Source organism: Bariatricus sp. SGI.161 (genome assembly GCF_050313695.1).
GTDB lineage: Bacteria > Bacillota > Clostridia > Lachnospirales > Lachnospiraceae > JAFBIX01.
This window is the reverse complement of record NZ_JBNPLX010000001.1, coordinates 125,842-143,385: the sequence shown is the minus strand read 5'-3', so window position 1 is coordinate 143,385 and position 17,544 is coordinate 125,842. Positions and strand designations below refer to the sequence as shown.

The 17,544-nt window shown below is 38.1% G+C and carries 21 protein-coding genes and 1 pseudogene; 20 read left to right on the top strand and 2 right to left on the bottom strand.

Going from position 1 to position 17,544, the window contains the following annotated elements; genetic code table 11:
* Nucleotides 1-7: 7 nt before the first annotated feature.
* The 17 genes and pseudogenes from ACQRBH_RS00665 (at nt 8) to ACQRBH_RS00585 (ending at nt 13,572) form a co-directional block, all read left to right on the top strand.
* Nucleotides 8-1,666, top strand: coding sequence for a glycoside hydrolase family 13 protein (locus ACQRBH_RS00665; protein WP_427760616.1), 1,659 nt, complete (start codon nt 8-10; stop codon nt 1,664-1,666).
* Nucleotides 1,667-1,872: 206 nt separating this feature from the next.
* Entirely contained in the window at nt 1,873-2,199 is a 327-nt protein-coding gene (locus ACQRBH_RS00660; protein ID WP_235233100.1) for a PadR family transcriptional regulator, read from the top strand.
* Nucleotides 2,189-2,734 carry a DUF2812 domain-containing protein gene (locus ACQRBH_RS00655; RefSeq protein WP_427760614.1) on the top strand — a complete coding sequence of 182 codons (546 nt, stop codon included), beginning with the start codon at nt 2,189-2,191 and terminating at the stop codon, nt 2,732-2,734. The genes ACQRBH_RS00660 and ACQRBH_RS00655 overlap by 11 nt, the downstream gene beginning before the upstream one ends.
* Nucleotides 2,735-2,750: 16 nt before the next feature.
* On the top strand, nt 2,751-3,566 hold the full coding sequence (locus tag ACQRBH_RS00650; RefSeq protein ID WP_427760612.1) for an MBL fold metallo-hydrolase: 816 nt from the start codon (nt 2,751-2,753) through the stop codon (nt 3,564-3,566).
* Between the two features lie 83 nt (nt 3,567-3,649).
* On the top strand, nt 3,650-3,793 hold the full coding sequence (locus tag ACQRBH_RS00645) for a helix-turn-helix transcriptional regulator (protein ID WP_427760610.1): 144 nt from the start codon (nt 3,650-3,652) through the stop codon (nt 3,791-3,793).
* A 394-nt stretch (nt 3,794-4,187) separates the two neighbouring features.
* A pseudogene (dfrF, locus tag ACQRBH_RS00640) lies at nt 4,188-4,683 on the top strand (trimethoprim-resistant dihydrofolate reductase DfrF).
* A 260-nt stretch (nt 4,684-4,943) separates the two neighbouring features.
* A complete protein-coding gene (locus tag ACQRBH_RS00635; protein ID WP_002303420.1) occupies nt 4,944-5,600 on the top strand; it encodes a hypothetical protein in 657 nt (218 codons plus the stop codon).
* A 181-nt stretch (nt 5,601-5,781) separates the two neighbouring features.
* Entirely contained in the window at nt 5,782-6,312 is a 531-nt protein-coding gene (locus ACQRBH_RS00630; RefSeq protein WP_002303421.1) for a dihydrofolate reductase family protein, read from the top strand.
* 545 nt (nt 6,313-6,857) lie between these two features.
* On the top strand, nt 6,858-7,100 hold the full coding sequence (locus ACQRBH_RS00625) for a DUF3781 domain-containing protein (protein ID WP_002587847.1): 243 nt from the start codon (nt 6,858-6,860) through the stop codon (nt 7,098-7,100).
* On the top strand, nt 7,097-7,567 hold the full coding sequence (locus tag ACQRBH_RS00620) for a GyrI-like domain-containing protein (RefSeq protein ID WP_002303261.1): 471 nt from the start codon (nt 7,097-7,099) through the stop codon (nt 7,565-7,567). The genes ACQRBH_RS00625 and ACQRBH_RS00620 overlap by 4 nt, the downstream gene beginning before the upstream one ends.
* A gap of 127 nt (nt 7,568-7,694) precedes the next feature.
* The gene (locus ACQRBH_RS00615; protein WP_002323151.1) at nt 7,695-8,909 is read left to right on the top strand and encodes an XRE family transcriptional regulator; all 1,215 of its coding nucleotides are present in this window, start codon (nt 7,695-7,697) and stop codon (nt 8,907-8,909) included.
* A gap of 988 nt (nt 8,910-9,897) precedes the next feature.
* Nucleotides 9,898-10,107 (top strand): hypothetical protein, encoded by a 210-nt coding sequence (locus ACQRBH_RS00610; RefSeq protein WP_002303258.1) that lies wholly within the window; start codon nt 9,898-9,900, stop codon nt 10,105-10,107.
* A gap of 111 nt (nt 10,108-10,218) precedes the next feature.
* A complete protein-coding gene (locus tag ACQRBH_RS00605) occupies nt 10,219-11,832 on the top strand; it encodes a recombinase family protein (protein ID WP_002323152.1) in 1,614 nt (537 codons plus the stop codon).
* A 148-nt stretch (nt 11,833-11,980) separates the two neighbouring features.
* Complete coding sequence (locus ACQRBH_RS00600; protein WP_427760608.1) at nt 11,981-12,331, top strand: desulfoferrodoxin family protein; 351 nt, start codon at nt 11,981-11,983, stop codon at nt 12,329-12,331.
* 46 nt (nt 12,332-12,377) lie between these two features.
* Nucleotides 12,378-12,635, top strand: a complete 258-nt coding sequence (locus tag ACQRBH_RS00595) for a TfoX/Sxy family protein (protein WP_427760738.1) — start codon at nt 12,378-12,380, stop codon at nt 12,633-12,635.
* Between the two features lie 18 nt (nt 12,636-12,653).
* On the top strand, nt 12,654-13,217 hold the full coding sequence (locus ACQRBH_RS00590; RefSeq protein WP_427760606.1) for an N-acetyltransferase family protein: 564 nt from the start codon (nt 12,654-12,656) through the stop codon (nt 13,215-13,217).
* 31 nt (nt 13,218-13,248) lie between these two features.
* Nucleotides 13,249-13,572, top strand: a complete 324-nt coding sequence (locus tag ACQRBH_RS00585) for a hypothetical protein (protein ID WP_427760604.1) — start codon at nt 13,249-13,251, stop codon at nt 13,570-13,572.
* 58 nt (nt 13,573-13,630) lie between these two features.
* Here the strand turns inward: ACQRBH_RS00585 and ACQRBH_RS00580 are convergent, their stop codons facing one another.
* Nucleotides 13,631-14,137 (bottom strand): hypothetical protein, encoded by a 507-nt coding sequence (locus tag ACQRBH_RS00580; RefSeq protein WP_427760602.1) that lies wholly within the window; start codon nt 14,135-14,137, stop codon nt 13,631-13,633.
* Between the two features lie 354 nt (nt 14,138-14,491).
* Here ACQRBH_RS00580 and ACQRBH_RS00575 point away from each other — a divergent pair, with 354 nt between their 5' ends.
* Nucleotides 14,492-15,379: a YitT family protein gene (locus ACQRBH_RS00575; protein ID WP_427760600.1), complete on the top strand. Its 888-nt coding sequence runs from the start codon at nt 14,492-14,494 to the stop codon at nt 15,377-15,379.
* A 66-nt stretch (nt 15,380-15,445) separates the two neighbouring features.
* Here ACQRBH_RS00575 and ACQRBH_RS00570 read toward each other — a convergent pair whose 3' ends face one another.
* Nucleotides 15,446-16,567 (bottom strand): glycerate kinase, encoded by a 1,122-nt coding sequence (locus tag ACQRBH_RS00570; protein ID WP_427760598.1) that lies wholly within the window; start codon nt 16,565-16,567, stop codon nt 15,446-15,448.
* A 99-nt stretch (nt 16,568-16,666) separates the two neighbouring features.
* On the opposite strand from ACQRBH_RS00570, the gene ACQRBH_RS00565 reads away from it, so the two are divergent.
* Both ACQRBH_RS00565 and ACQRBH_RS00560 read left to right on the top strand, forming a co-directional pair.
* On the top strand, nt 16,667-17,029 hold the full coding sequence (locus ACQRBH_RS00565) for a VOC family protein (protein WP_235233124.1): 363 nt from the start codon (nt 16,667-16,669) through the stop codon (nt 17,027-17,029).
* A gap of 13 nt (nt 17,030-17,042) precedes the next feature.
* The gene (locus ACQRBH_RS00560; protein ID WP_427760596.1) at nt 17,043-17,525 is read left to right on the top strand and encodes a GNAT family N-acetyltransferase; all 483 of its coding nucleotides are present in this window, start codon (nt 17,043-17,045) and stop codon (nt 17,523-17,525) included.
* Nucleotides 17,526-17,544 lie beyond the last annotated feature (19 nt).

Genomic DNA, 17,544 nt, shown 5'->3' with positions numbered 1-17,544 from the left:
AAAGAGTATGAAACAGTGGTGGAAAGAGAGTGTTATTTATCAGATTTATCCGAGAAGTTTTGCGGACAGTAATGGAGATGGAATCGGAGATCTGAACGGAATTACAGAACATCTGGATTATCTGAAAGAGCTTGGCATAGACGTTATCTGGCTTTCTCCGGTATATCAGTCCCCGAATGATGACAATGGATATGATATCTCAGATTATCGTGCGATCATGAAAGAATTCGGAACCATGGATGATTTCGACCGGATGCTTCAGGAAGCCCATAAACGTGGTATTAAGATTGTCATGGATCTGGTGGTAAACCATACATCTGATGAACATGCATGGTTTGTAGAAAGCAGAAAATCAAAAGACAATCCATACCGTGATTATTATATCTGGAAAGAAGGAAAAGATGGCAAAGAACCAAATAACTGGGGATCTAATTTCGGTGGCTCCGCATGGCAGTACGATGAGGCAACGGATATGTATTATCTGCATTGCTTCTCCAAAAAGCAGCCAGATCTGAACTGGGAAAATGAAAAGGTCAGAGAAGAAGTCTATGATATGATGACCTGGTGGTGCGAGAAGGGCATTGATGGATTCCGTATGGATGTCATTAACATGATATCAAAGGATCAGTCATTCCCGGATGGAACAGTCGATGATGGCTTATATGGCAATCATCAGCCGTTCGTATGTGATGGACCAAGAATTCATGAGTATCTGAAAGAAATGAATCAGAAGGTACTTCAAAAGTATGATATTATGACGGTGGGAGAGGCGTTGAATACCAAAATTGATCATGCAATGCAGTATGCCGGTGAAGATACCAACGAATTAAATATGGTCTTTCATTTTGAACATGTATCGCTGGGTGAAACAATCGTTGGAAAATGGACCAACAAAAAGGTTCCGTTAAGAGAATTAAAAGATACGTTGAATAAATGGCAGATTGAATTCGAAGGAAAGGCATGGAACAGTCTGTATCTGGATAATCATGATCAGCCAAGGGCCGTGTCCAGATTTGGAAATGACAGCCCGATGTTCCGTGTAGTTTCTGCAAAAATGCTTGCTACCTGCCTGCATATGATGAAAGGTACTCCATATGTATTCCAGGGAGAGGAACTGGGTATGACCAATGCATATTATGATAATCTGGAAGATTACAGAGATATCGAGACCATCAATGCATTTTATGAACTGACAGAAAACGGTCTGGTCACAGAAGAAGAGATGATGGAATGCATTAAGAATATCGGACGTGATAATGCCAGAACTCCAATGCAGTGGGATAAGAGTCCAAATGCCGGATTTACCACCGGAATTCCATGGCTTAAGGTAAATCCAAATTACATGCTGATCAATGCAGAAGATGAGATGAAAGACCCAAACAGTGTCTTCCATTACTATAAGAAGCTGATTGCTCTTCGTAAAAAATATGAGATTATCGTATATGGTAAATTCGGAAGTCTCTTGGACGAAAGCGAAGAGATCTATGCGTACGAAAGAATACTTGGAAATCAGAGAATGATCGTTGCTTGTAACTTCACAGACAAGGAAGTTGCCTGTGATTTATTCGAGAACACAGAAGATGGAAAAGAGTTGATTTCAAACTATAAACAACACAAAGAAGGATTATTAAGACCTTACGAGGCAAGAGTGGTACTGTTGGCTTAGTAGGTTTTGTTGTTAGGAAGCGTACGGTGCGAGGAGTCAGAATGGCTAATTGGATATCCAATTAGCCATTCTGACTCTTCGCGCCTGACACCCACCTTCTCCCTTTTGTCTCACCAATTACTAATTCCCTCTTGACAAATATGTATCGCAGTGCTATATATAATATATAACGAAGTGCGATACATCGCACTGGAATGGAGGGTGTTATGGATTCTCATATCAGGAAGGTATATGTACCGATGACAGAGACGGGATTTTATATATTGCTTTGTCTTCGAGAAGAGTCGCATGGTTATGGTATTGTCCAAAAAGTAGAAGAGATGACTGCTGGGGAACTGAAGTTAAGTCCTGGTACCATGTACGGAAGTCTTTCTAAGATGGAGAAAGATGGTTTGATTCGATTCGTAAGAGAAGAAGAGAAGCGAAAGATTTATATTATTACAGATCTGGGACAGCAAGTATTAGATCTAGAGATGAAGCGAATTGAGAGATTATATCGTAATATGATGGAGGTGCGGAAGAATGGAAGATAAGAATATGAAGACGGAGTTTCGGTATTTTACAGTGCCTGAATGGGAGAGGGAGCAGAGATATCTGCAGGAACAGCACAAAAATGGGTGGAAGTTTATTAAAGTGACGGGACTTGGAAGATATCATTTTGAGAAGTGTGAGCCGGAGGATGTTGTGTATCAGCTGGATTACAATCAAGAAGGGATTGCCCACAAGGAGGAATATATTCAGATGTTCCGGGATTGTGGATGGGAATACCTGCAGGATTTCTTTGGATATAGCTATTTTCGTAAACCGGTTGCCAAGATGAATGGTGAAGAAGAGATCTTCTGTGACGATGCCTCCAGAACAGAGATGATGAAGCGAGTTTTCCGGGGAAGAATCATTCCGCTGCTTATTATATTTTTTCTGATCATTCTTCCGCAGTTGTTTTTACAAAGAGGTCTGGGCAATCGAGTGGTGGTTGGAATGTATATAGCGTTGTTCGTTCTTTATCTTGGAATGTTTGCTTATTTTGGATATCGCTTCTGGGAATATCAGAAGAATTTAAAAAAGTAATGAGGGAAAGAGGAAAATGAAAGCAACAGTATTAGTAGATAATATTTCAAATGGTGGACTTTGTGGGGAATGGGGCTTAAGCATCTATATTGAATATGGGGGGAAAAACATCCTTCTTGATACAGGAGCTTCAGACTTGTTCCTGAAAAATGCAAAGGAACTTGGAAAGGAAATTGAGGATGTAGATTATGCAGTCTTATCTCATGCTCATTATGATCATTCGGATGGGATGGACGCTTTTTTTAAACATAATGAAAAAGCGAGTTTCTATCTAAGAAAAGGCAGCAAAGAGAATTGCTATGGGAAGAAATGGATTTTTCATAAATATATAGGGTTGCCGAAGGGAATTCTTGAGAAGCAAAAGGAAAGAATCATTTTTGCAGAAGGAGATACTTCTCTTTTTCAGGGTGTATCATTGATTCCGCATAAGACAGCTGGATTGGATGAGATTGGAAGAGAAAATCATATGTACATCCGTACAGATGGTGGATGGGCTGCAGATGATTTCTCGCACGAGCAAAGCCTGGTGTTCGATACAGACCAGGGCTTAGTCATCTTTAACAGTTGTTCTCATGGAGGAGCTGCGAATATCATTCATGAAATCAAAGCGACATATCCGGGAAAAACAATCTGCGCGCTGGTCGGAGGATTTCATATCTTTGGCAAAAAAGAGGCAGAAGTCCGAAGGCTTGCACAGCATATTAAGAATACCGGTGTGAAAGAGATCTATACCGGGCACTGCACAGGGGAACATTCCTTCGAGATTCTGAAAGAAGAACTGGGGGATATGGTACATCAGCTGAAGGTTGGGCTTGAGATGGAGTGGTTGTAGAATGAACTCTACGTATCGTAGGTTGTAATGTGTAAGGCAATTATTTACAATGAACTCATAATAAATGAAAAGAGGGATCTATTATGAGTTATGTGACTGGAATGGTTATTAAAGAGATAAGAGAAAAGCAAAATATCACACAGAAAGAACTTGCAGATAAAATTAATGTAAGTGATAAGACGGTCTCAAAATGGGAGACAGGTGTTTCCCAAACAAAAAGATATTAAGAAACAGCCCATGTTTACCTGCTTGCAAACAAAAGAATATTGCTACTAGACTAAGAGATACTACATAAGTGTGTTGGTATCTCTTTTTTGTTGCCGTGAAACAGCAGACTATTTCATTTCTGCTTGATTACCTTAAAACTTATTAGTCTATGGTTTGTCAAGGGCTTGTTGCGTGAGAAATGCTGAATATCACCCTTTACAAAACATAGGCTGATAAGTAACTTTTCAAAAGCAGAAAAGAAATGGCAATGCTTATAACAATATGATATAATGCAGATGAAGACAAAAAAGGAATTTGTCGAGCTGGTTAGTTCGAGATAATTTTGAGTTTGTTAAGATGTGGTGCACTTGATGGAATCACAGGTACGACATCATATTATGGAGGATGAAATAGATGATAGGTTTGATTGTTGCGAGGTCAAAGAATAATGTTATAGGCAAGAATGGTAATATACCATGGAAAATAAAGGGAGAACAAAAGCAATTTAGAGAGTTAACAACGGGTAATGTGGTTATTATGGGGCGAAAGTCTTATGAAGAAATCGGTCATCCGTTGCCTAATAGAATGAATATTGTTGTTTCCACCACAACAGAGTATCAAGGAGATAATTTAGTTTCAGTTAAATCATTAGAAGATGCATTATTATTGGCTAAAGGACGAGATGTATACATATCTGGTGGATATGGACTATTTAAGGAAGCTTTGCAAATAGTAGATAAAATGTATATCACAGAAGTAGATTTAAATATTGAAGATGGAGATACATTCTTTCCAGAATTTGATATCAATGATTTTGAAGTTTTGATAGGGGAAACACTTGGTGAGGAAGTGAAATATACGAGAACATTTTATGTAAGGAAAAAATGAATTGAGTAAATTTTGGATTTAGGGTGTTTTCATAAATATATTGCTTTTTATGCATATATAAATTGTTGTAAGACAAATTCCAGTTGAACCAAATCGCTGCGCGATGGCCTGCCAAGGCTGTGGCGCAGCGATTTGGTTCAATTGGTAAAAATCGGTGTGCAGTCCAGAGGAATGGGCAGATACATTCTAAATGTAGTCTGCTTTTTCCTCTGTCCTGACGCCGATTGTTTACGAAATAATTTGTATGGGGCGATAAAATCAGAATTTGAGAGAGTATTGAATATGAATAAGGAATGGTCTGAACTTAATAAAACAATGCAGGCACAAATAAAAAAGAAAGATACTTATAAGAGGGGTATTGATACTTTACTTACTTTACGAAGTCAGTTAATACAAACCTTAGTATCTTTCAAAGAAGAATTATGCAGAGAAGATTTTAACTCAATCCCCTTCATAAACGCTGATGGTTATCATAGTAAGACGATTGCTTATTCTATTTGGCATATTTTCCGCATTGAAGATATAGTTGTGCATACAGTGATAAATGAAGATGAACAAGTATTTTTTGCAGGCAATTATCAAGAGCGTATCAATTCACCTATCATTACAACAGGAAATGAACTCATGAAACAGCAGATTGCAGACTTTTCAAAACAGCTTAATCTGGAAGAATTATATTTATATATTTTCGAAGTATGGGAAAGCACTGAGAAAATGCTTGAACGGTTATCTTATGATGAATTGAAAAGAAAAATACCGAAAGAAAGAAAAGGATACTTAGAATCGTTGAATGTAGTAAACGACAATGAAAAAGCAATTTGGCTGATTGATTATTGGTGTAATAAAGATATTTGTGGACTAATTCAAATGCCGTTTTCAAGACATTGGATTATGCACACAGAAGCCTGTTTGCGTATAAAGAACAAGATACATTCATAGGCAAAAATTTCAGTTTGTAGAACTAAGGAAATTGGAATTTAAGGAGGAATAAAGTATGGTTAGTGATTTTATAAGAGCAGCATTTCCATGGATTTTAATGGGTTTATTTGTAGCAATCAGTTGTTCCCTTATGAGTAAAAAAGAGAAATAAATTCCTGTTTGTATTTATAAAAGAGAAAAAATGAGAAAAGTAGTTTTATTTATTGCCATGAGCCTTGACGGATATATTGCGGACGGTAATGGTGGAGTAGCTTGGCTAAATGGTCATGGAAATGACAATGAAAACATCGACACTTATACAGAATTTACCAAAGATATAGATACTGTCTTAATGGGGTGGAATACTTCTCATCAGGTTGTTACTGAACTTTCTCCGCAAGAATGGGTATATAATAAATTTACAACTTATGTATTAACACATAAAGAGTGCAATTCTTCCCAACAAATTCATTTTACAAGTGAAAATCCTGTTTTATTATTGGAACGGCTAAAACAAGAAGCAGGAAAGGATATTTGGATTTGTGGCGGAGCAAATCTTGTTCAGCAGTTGGTAAGCAAAAATATGATTGATAAATATTACATTTCTGTTATTCCTACTCTGTTAGGAAATGGGGTTCGTCTTTTGGGCAACATAGACAGGGAAATAAAGTTAAGGCTTTGTAAAACACAGACTTATAACGGAATAACCGATTTGATTTATATGCGTAGATAACTAGAGAGAAACAGAAAAGCTGTTAAACCGACGGAGCGATCCGACCACGTTGGCGGGAAAATCCTTAAGATTTTTCCGCCATGCTTGCAAGGGGGCGGTTCGCTTCGGCGGTTCGGCGAGCTTGCGAGCCGTTCAAAGCCCCCGTTATCTAACAAGGGGGGCACAAAAAACAAGAAACACTATACACTAACAAGCGGAAAACGCTGTATTTATAAGGCAAAACCCCATTTTTACAGTAGTGATATAAATTGTACCTATATCACTATGAAAATTGAATAGTAAATATGAGAAAGACAGTTGATTTCAAAAAATAAGAAATTGATTGTCGTTTTCTTTTGCAGAAATTTAAGTGCAGGCAATTATGGTAGTTGTCGTAATTGCTGTCAGCTCAGTGTTTATCACTGATGGTGTGAAAGATTTACGGTTGGAGATGTTCAATAAGATTATTGGTGCTTAATTATTTTTATTGTAGTGCTGATATGAGAATGTTATAATTGGGGTATAAAACATACAAATAAATTTGCTGAAAAATGAGGTATCAAAATATGGAAAATGAATTACTGGAAAACTTAGGAAGACTTCACACAACTGAACTTGGCGTTATTAGAATTAAAAAGAACTTATCTTTGAATGTAGAAAATGTAATTGAATGGTGCAAAGAAAAAATTAGCCTTTCTAATGCGGAAATCACAAGAAAAGGAAAAAACTGGTATATAACGATTGATAATTGTATTATAACGGTAAATGCGTACAGTTATACCGTTATCACTTCTCACAAGGTAAAATGATAAATTTTTCTATAAAGGAATTAAACGCATTTGCAGTTATTGGGCAGGAAGTAGAACTGACTAATTATCAAAAAAAGAATATTCAGATTAGTACACAGTTTTGGAGAAAGTTTAACAGTAGTTTGAAAAAAGCGTATCTTTCACAATCAGGAAATTGGGTAAAATATGCTTTTATGGAAAGAAGAAATGGAAAACTTTATTATTTCTGTTCTATTCCCCAAAGAACCATTACCCCAGAGGGCTTTCTGTATAAAGAAATACCGTCTTATAAATATTTGGTTGTGGAGCATATTGGTGCTATGGATAAAATATATGAAACTTATGGCAAGATTTATGAAGAAATTATTCCTAGTACATCGTATATTCCTATAAAAGATATTATCCTACACTTTGAAAAATACGATTATCGTTTTCATTGGAATAGTGATAATTCAGTTATTGAAATTTGGATACCTATTCAAGATTAGAAGCAATTTTATATCCATACACACAAAGCAGTTAGTCTTAGGATTGACTGCTTTTTCTATACAGATTTTTAATGACAGGCAATTATCAATTATGGTAGTTGCCTTTTTTGATTGGAGGAATTGAAGAATGAATGATAAAAACTTTATTGAAGAACTAAGACAAAAGCGTGAGGAATACGGAGTAACACAAACAAGGCTTGCTGTTGCCTGTGGTATCAGCCGTGAATATTACAACCGCATTGAAAAAGGAAAACAGCCATTGAATGACGAATTAAGAGAAATCATAGAAAAACAGATTGAGCGTTTCAATCCGCAAGAACCACTATTCTTATTGATTGATTACTTTCGTGTCCGCTTTCCTACTACGGACGCATTGGCGATTATCCGTGATGTATTACAACTGAAATCTAATTACATGCTTTATGAAGATTATGGAAAATACGGATATGAAAGCAAATATGTACTTGGCGACATCAATATCATGTGTTCCATGCAGGAGCATTTAGGTGTTTTATTGGAACTGAAAGGCAAAGGCTGTCGGCAAATGGAATGTTATCTACTGGCACAGGAACGCTCATGGTATGACTTCATGCTGGATTGTATGACGGCTGGTGGTGTGATGAAACGGCTTGATTTGGCTATCAATGATAAAGCAGGAATATTGGATATTCCAAAGTTAAAGGAAAAATACAAGGCTGGCGAATGTATCTCCTACTTCCGTATGCAGAAAGATTACAGCGGTACAGAAAAATGCGGTAGCGATTTACCAAAGAATACAGGAGAAACCTTATATCTCGGTTCAACAAGTAGCGAATTATATATGTGTGCTTATCAGAAAAATTATGAGCAGTATGTCAAGAATGGCACAGAAATTGAAGATACGGAGATTAAGAACCGTTTTGAAATACGCATGAAGAACGAACGAGCCTATTATGCGGTTGTAGATTTACTGACCTATCGGGACGCTGAACGCACCGCTTTTTCTATCATCAATCATTATGTCCGCTTTGTTGACAGAGAGGACGACAAGCCAAAAAGTCAATGGATAACAAATGATGATTGGGCATGGTTTGTAGGGGAAAACAGAGAGCCGATACGCTTAACCACAAAGCCAGAGCCTTACACTTTACAAAAAGCGTTGCATTGGCTACAAAGACAAGTCGCACCAACCATAAAAATGGTACAGGCATTAGACAGAGAAAATCGTACAACGATACTGAAAGATATGATTGAGCAGGCAGAACTAAAAGACAAGCATAAACATTTATTACAATTAGAGAAATCAACCATAGAAGAACGTATAGATACCGCTGTTCCACAAGAGAATGACGGTATTTTTTAATGTAATTGAAAAATTTCAGATTTAGTCAGCAAAGAGCTGTTTTCATTCCCTATGTGAAGTGAAAGAAGAAAAATAAATTTTTTATTAAATCTGCAACAAAATGGCTACTTGCGTACAGATATGGTGCGAGAAAAGGAAATCTAAACTTTTTTTGAAAATAGGTCATTAAATCGGGGCTTGCTGTCCCTATATGAAGTGAAAGAAGAAAAAAGTTTTGAAAAAATGACGGAAATTCGTGATTAGTGGACAGTCTTCTGTGAAAAGAGGAAAAACATCATCATTTTGTATTCAAACAGGCATTAGCAGTTGAGTGTTGATGTGAAAAGATGAAAATACTTTGTTCTCAACTTAACAATTTAAGGTTTCCGTTCCCTATATGGTGCAAAGAAAATATTTCATTCTATTGTTGGCAGTAACGGTATGGTTTGGGTAGTTAGGGTGTGAAAAGGAAAATATTCTTTTTTCATCATCAACTTAGCAAAATGACATTTTCTATCCCTATATGGTGCATGAAAAGAAGTTAAAATTTTTCCATTTAAACTTAGCAAATGGACGTTTGCTGTACAGATAGTAGTGAAAAAGGAGAAAATCAACCGTTGATTGCCAAAATGAACCGTTCCATTTGTACTAATAATGGAAAAAGTTTTGGATTTTGGTTACGTTTCTCCTCTTTTCCAACGCGATATATAGGAAAGACGATTTTTTTCTTTCAATCGTTCTTTGACAACTGAATAAAGTAATTCAATACGTTTGACAGACAGCTAGCCGTTGAAACAAATACGCCACGACCTTTCCCCTGCAAGAGCGAGCGAAAACCTATTTGTGTTCTTGTAAAAGATTTGTCCTCTTTTATCGCCATGACCTGTACTGTCAGATAATGATACTCCCGTACAGCCACAGCTTGAGCATTAAGAGCGTCGCACGCAATGGGTACGGCTACATAAGAACTATGCAGAGGTGGAACTCCTGTGGGCTATGACAAAAGCCGTTGAATTGCTTAGAAAGATTTTACAGAAAGGGGGTATGTGTTATTGATAATGCTGTAAAAACAATTCAAAAGAAAAATGGCAAGTGTGGCATTGGCAACAGAGGAAAGACAAAGATTGTAGTAAAAGAGCATTTTTCCGAAAAGGGCAAAACAATGGAAGAACTTCTAACTGATGTCATGCTGGAAAAAGCAAAGCAGACAATCGCATAAAATCGGTGCAGTTGTAAGAAATAGATTGAATGACAAAAAGTACCCGTGTTATACTTTACTTGCAAGCAGGTATTGTAAACACGGGTTAGTTATAAAGGAGGATAACTGACAATGAAACAACAGATTTACAATACTGCACTTTATCTTAGGTTAAGCCGAGATGATGAATTACAGGGCGAAAGTTCCAGCATTACCACACAGAGAAGTATGTTGCGTTTATATGCAAAAGAACATCATTTGAATGTCATTGATGAATATATTGATGACGGCTGGTCGGGAACAAATTTTGACAGACCGAGTTTTCAAAGAATGATTGAGGATATAGAGGCAGGAAAAATCAACTGTGTTGTAACGAAAGACCTTTCCCGTCTTGGCAGAAATTATATTATGACAGGACAATATACAGAATTGTATTTCCCTAGTCATAATGTCCGCTACATAGCGATTGATGACGGTGTAGACAGCGAAAAAGGCGAAAGTGAGATTGCACCATTTAAGAACATCATCAATGAATGGGTGGCAAGAGATACAAGCCGTAAAGTCAAATCAGCATTTAAGACAAAGTTTGCGGAGGGGGCTCATTACGGTGCTTATGCTCCGTTAGGATATAAGAAACACCCTGACATCAAAGGAAAACTGTTGGTTGATGATGAAACAAAATGGATTATTGAAAAAATCTTTTCCCTAGCCTATCAAGGTTACGGAAGTGCAAAAATCACAAAGCAGTTAAGAGCAGAAAAAGTTCCGACAGCGTCATGGCTAAATTTTACAAGATACGGTACTTTTGCACATATCTTTGAGGGAAAACCCGAAAGTAAGCGTTATGAGTGGACGATTGCTCATGTCAAGGCGATATTGAAAAGTGAGGTTTATATCGGAAACAGTGTTCACAATATGCAGTCTACGGTATCGTTCAAGAGCAAAAAGAAAGTGCGTAAGCCCGAAAGTGAATGGTTTCGAGTAGAAAACACTCACGAGCCGATTATTGACAAGGAAGTGTTCTATCGTGTGCAGGAGCAGATAAAATCAAGACGCAGACAGACAAAGGAAAAGGCAACGCCGATTTTTGCAGGGCTTGTCAAGTGTGCGGATTGTGGTTGGTCTATGAGATTTGGAACGAATAAGACAAATAAAACGCCTTACAGTTATTATGCTTGCAGTTACTACGGGCAGTTTGGCAAAGGTAATTGTTCTATGCACTACATTCGTTATGATGTGCTGTATCAAGCCGTATTGGAACGCTTGCAGTATTGGGCTAAGGCAGTACAGCAGGACGAAGAAAAGGTATTGAACAAGATACAGAAAGCTGGCAATGCAGAGAGAATACGGGAAAAGAAGAAAAAGGCAAGTACATTGAAGAAAGCCGAGAACAGACAAAATGAGATTGACCGTTTATTTGCGAAAATGTATGAAGATAGAGCCTGTGAGAAGATAACAGAGCGAAATTTTGTGATGTTGTCCAGCAAGTACCAAAAAGAACAGATAGAACTGGAACAGCAGATAACAAGCCTAAGAGAAGAACTAAGTAAAATGGAACAGGATATGATAGGTGCTGAAAAGTGGATTGAGTTAATCAAGGAATATTCCGTACCAAAGGAACTGACAGCACCATTATTAAATGCCATGATAGAAAAAATCCTCATACATGAAGCAACAACGAATGAGGATAACGAAAGAATACAGGAAATTGAGATATATTACCGATTTATTGGAAAAGTTGAGTAATCAACAAGAGTAATATTTTTAACTAAGGGAAACCGGCAAGGGGCTTCCTGATATTGCGATTATTGAGGATCTGGCAAAGGCACTGGGGACATCCATTGCAGAATTGCTAACAGGAGATTTGAGAAAGAATGAAAATCCAGCAGGAAATATGAAAAAGATGCATTTTTATGTATGCCCGGTCTGTGGTAATATCATTACATCCGTCGGACAAGGCTCTTTTTCCTGCTGTGGAATTACTTTGCCAGAGCAGGAATGTGAAAATTGTGATGAAGATTATATGATCAATCTGGAGACGGTGGATCAGGAGTATCTTGTAACATTGAACCATCCGATGACAAAGAGACATTATATTTCTTTTGTCGCTTATGTGACATCGGCAGGAGCAGAAATTGTAAAGTTATATCCGGAGCAAGACATTTCCATAAGATTTCGTAAGAAAGGGCATGGACTTTTATATGGTTATTGTAACAGGCATGGTATGTTCAGGATGGTAATATAAGAAGAGAAATAAGATGAAAATTGTTGGTATTATAGGAGATGACGATATGGGAGAATTATCGAAATTACCGAATATAGGAAAAGTCGTTGAAGAACAGTTGAATCAAGTGGGGATTTTTACGGAAGAAGAGTTGAAGTCTGTAGGTGCGAAGCAGGCATGGCTGAAAATTCAGCAGATAGATGAATCGGCCTGTATACATAGACTTATGGCATTGGAAGGAGCAATTCTGGGGGTAAAGAAGACCCAGTTATCGGATGAAAAGAAGGCAGAATTAAAGGAATTCTATCAGTGGCATAAACAATAATCAGTGGAGGTAGATAACATGATCAGGATTGCAACGGAAAATGATGCGGAAGAATTACTGGAAATCTATGCTTATTATGTAGAGAATACTGCCATTACTTTTGAATATGAAGTTCCTTCTGCAGAAGTATTCCGTGAGCGGATTCGCAAGACACTTTGCAGATATCCTTATCTGGTTGCTGAGCATAACGGAACCATTGTGGGATATACATATGCAGGTCCATTTAAGGAGAGAAGAGCCTACGACTGGGCAGTAGAAACAACAGTCTATGTTTCCAAAGATGCAAGAAAACAGGGAATTGGCAGAGAATTGTACGAAGCGTTGGAACATGTGCTGGCTTTACAGAATATTGTGAATCTAAATGCCTGTATCGGATATCCGGTCGAAGAAGATGAATATCTTACGAAGAACAGTGTTCAGTATCATGAGCATATGGGTTATCGCTGGGTTGGAGAATTCTACAAATGCGGATATAAATTTGGACGATGGTATAATATGGTGTGGATGGAAAAATGCATCTTGGAACATCCGGCACATCCTTTGCCAATAAAAACTTTTGCGGAAATCAGAGGCAGAATCTGAGAAGGAAAAGCAGTAAAGGGAGGAAGATTATATGTGCACAAGTATCGTTTCCAATAGAAAGAAGACGATTGTCGGATGGAATCTGGACATTCTGGACATGGAATACCGTGTAGTCGTTGAAGAGGACAAGGTGTATATAGCTATTCTGGATGAAAAGGAAGGATGGCTTCCGTTATTTGGCGCCAATGCAAGGGGAGATTTTGTGGCAATGCCTACTTGCTTGCCATCTGATGACAGGAGTGATCCGAAAAGTGCAGATGTTCATAACATAATTATGTTAGATATAAATCTGCTTTTAGGTAAAAGAACACTGGATGAATTGAGGAATATTGTAGAGCATGAAAGTTTGAATTGAAGCAACAGAAACGAAAAGAGAAACACAGGGGCAGATGATGCCCCTGTAAAAAGCTGATTTATGAATTGTTGGGGAATAATTTCCCAAAAATCCAGTGTGTAAATGGTGCCGCTGCAAACATGTTCCAGAAGAATGCCATCGGAAAGTTCTTAAAAAAGGTTCCGACCCAGATGGCAGGCAGTTGGTAAATCGGTGCTCCTGCAAGGATAATGTTGAACAGAATAGATGCTACGAGGCTCATGGTCGGACACATAATGGCAACAGTTCCTGCCTGGCGAAGCAGTTGGCAGATATAGGGGTTATCTTTACTTGGATCACAATGTCTGGCGGCACAGGCTGCTCCTATACGATTGCCCCAGAGATTAGAGAAGATGAAGACGAATAATCCCATGTAGGCAGCTTCTTTTAATGCATCCCAGAAAACGAGATTCGTCATGTTACTGAAACCTCCGGCAGTCAGGTTGATTCCCTGTTTGATGGCGATGTTGTAGATTTCCATGCCGTATGCCATGGCATAGGACATGATGATTCCAAAGATAATTCCTTGTTTTTTGTTTCTTGGCATATTGATTCCTCCATTTTGGTTATTGTGTAAGAACTATAATTATGTATTGCTTAGAATAATATAGAATTCTGCGGAAACAAAAGTTCCCTATAACAGAATAAAAAAAGCGCGTGACTTCTTATAAGAAGTTCACACGCTTTGCATACATTAATTTAAGCTACACGGCTTTTTTATTTTATCTCAAATAATTTTGCGCTGCAAGTAAAATTTTTCAATAAAATATGAAAAAAATAAAACAGTCTCATTGCCTGACAGAAAATTCTAAGGTAAATTATGTGTAGGAGGTGCTCTTATGGCAAATGAAGATAAAAAGATTTTAAGAACAGAAAATAAATGCAAAAGGGGGAACAAAAGATGAACTATCTGCAAGATGCAAAAAAGAGAGAAATCATCATACAGAATATGTATTCCATTATAGGAAATCTGATCTATTGCTTTGGATTTAATATGTTGATCGTGCCAATGGGATTGTATAGCGGAGGCTTTATGGGTGTCTCGCAGTTATTTGGATTGCTCCTTACGAAAGGATTGCATATTCCGATTCCGCCGCAGGCGAACCTTACTGGTATCATATATTTTGCAATTAATGTACCGCTTTTGTACATGGGATATCGAATTCTGGGCAAAGAGTTTGCTGTAAAAACGATGATTATGGTAGGGATGATGAGTGCCTTCCTTGTTGTAATCCCGATTCCTGAGACTCCTATCGTAGAGGACTATCTCACAGCCTGTATTATCGGAGGAATTGTGTGTGGAGTAGGCTGTGGACTTGTGCTTCGTGGAAGATCATCAGCAGGAGGACAGGATATCATAGGATTATGCTGTTCGAAGAAATATAAGAATTTCAGTGTTGGTAAAGTCACAATCATTATGAATATCTTTGTATATGGAATCTGTATGTTTTTATTTAACATTGAGATTGTCATCTATTCACTGATATTTGCAACCGTATCTTCTCTGGCCGTTGATCGGGTACATATTCAGAATATTAATACCAGTGTCATGATATTTACCAAAAAGGTTGGTATCTCAAAAGCAATTATGGAGCAAATGGGACGAGGTGTTACGAATTGGGATGGCGAAGGTGCATACACGAATAAGACATCCTATATTTTGTTTGTTATGATATCCAAGTATGAAGTGGCACAGATAAAGAAAATCGTACATAGCATTGACCCTAATGCATTTATGATATTTACAGAGGGATGCTCTGTAGATGGAAATTTTGAAAAGAGATTATAAATTATTGCCCCCGTTCTGTTTAATAGAACGGGGACATATTTAGAGGGGCAATAATGGAGAATGCAATTATAGGAGACGAAATACCTGTTCAACAGCTGCCTGCATATTTGCTTTCGCACAGTCTGGATCCATAGCTTCTTTCAGGGTTGTAATTCCTCGTACAATTGGGAAAAATGCATCGATTCCGGCCTCGTTGCAAGCGGTTGCTTCAGGAGTGACACTTCCGGCAAATGCAATGACTTTGGCGTCATATTTTTTTGCAAGTTTCGCAACGCCGACAGGTGCTTTCCCCATAGCTGTCTGGTGGTCCAGACGACCTTCGCCGGTGACAACAATATCTGCATCTTTTAGTTCTTTTTCTAATTCTACGGCATTGAGGATTAAGTCGATTCCGGGTGTGAGTTTGGCGTGAAGGTAGCTTAGCAGTGCAAAGCCAAGACCTCCTGCAGCGCCTGCACCTTCTGCTTTCTCATAATCACATCCAAGGGCTACACGAGTAACTGCTGCATAATGAGCCATTGCCTGGTCCAGTTCTTCTTTGATGTTATCGGTAACACCTTTTTGTGGTCCATAGATATAAGTGGCTCCATTGTTTCCGCAGAGAGGATTCGTTACATCACAGGCAACCTGAAAATGGCAGTCTGTTAAATGGGGATTTTTATTCTGGATATTAATGGTATGAACTTTGCCAAGTGCCTGCCCACCTTCACCCACATCGTTTCCCTTTTCATCAAGAAATACAAAGCCAAGTGCTTTTAACATTCCGATTCCGCCATCGTTCGTGGCACTTCCGCCAATTCCGATAATAAAGTTCCGGCATCCTTTTGTAATAGCATCATTAATCATCTCACCGACTCCATAAGTTGTTGCATGTAGAGGGTCTTTTTTATCAGTAAGGGTGATTCCGGCCGCAGATGCCATTTCAATAATGGCGGTATTTGTCTCTTTCAGATATCCGTAGTGGCAGGAAACAGGATTACCAAGAGGTCCGGTCACTGTGACATCGATCCGCTCGCCGTTCAATCCTTCAATTAGAGCATCTGTAGTACCTTCACCACCATCAGCAAGAGGCTTCACAACTACTTTGGCATCTGGTTTTGCAGCAAGAATTCCAGCTTTGATGGATATTCCTGCTTCCATAGATGTCAGGCTTCCTTTCAGAGAATCAATTGCGACTACGACTTTCATATTATATCCTCCGATCATATAAGGGTGTACTTTTTTTGTTGTTTATTATACAATTTTGGTTAAAGGGATGCAATAGACAGAAAGGTGTTGGTGATAAAGTTGAAGCTTAGGAATGTATTAATCGTAGTAAATGATATTCAACGATCAATAGAATTTTATAAAGATTTATTTGGCCTGGATGTTATTCTGGATCAGGATGGCAATGTAATCCTGACAGAGGGGTTGGTATTACAGGATGCATCGGTGTGGAAGCAATTTATTCAGAAAGAGATCATTCCGAAAAATCACGCTACAGAACTTTATTTTGAGGAGACAGATATAGAAGGATTTGTTGAAAAATTAGAAAACTACAAAGAACCCATACAGTATGTAAATCCATTAATGGAGCATACTTGGGGACAAAAAGTGATTCGATTTTATGATCCGGACGGTAATCTGATAGAAGTTGGGACACCGATGTAAGGAGAGAAAAACGATGAATATTAGAAATGCAACAATGAGTGATTTGAGTAAGATTGCTGCTGTAGAAGCAGAATGTTTTCCGGCGGCAGAAGCAGCAACAGAAAAAGATCTAAAAGACCGCCTGGAAGTTTATCCTGATCATTTCTGGCTGTTATTTGATGAAGATAAGATGGTCGGATTTGTCAATGGGATGGTGACGAATGAACCCGATCTTACAGATGAGATGTATGAAGATGCTTCTATGCATGATGAGTCAGGTGATTGGCAGATGATCTTTGGAGTAAATACGATCACAGAATATCGCAATCAAGGCTGTGCAGCAGTATTGATCAGACAGGCGATCGAGGATGCGAAAGAACAGGGAAGAAAGGGACTGGTGCTTACTTGCAAAGACAGGCTGATTCGTTATTATGCAAAGTTTGGCTTTGAAAATGAAGGTGTCTCTGCATCTGTACACGGAAATGTAGTGTGGTATCAGATGCGACTGACGTTTTAAAGGATATCTGGAGCCATTG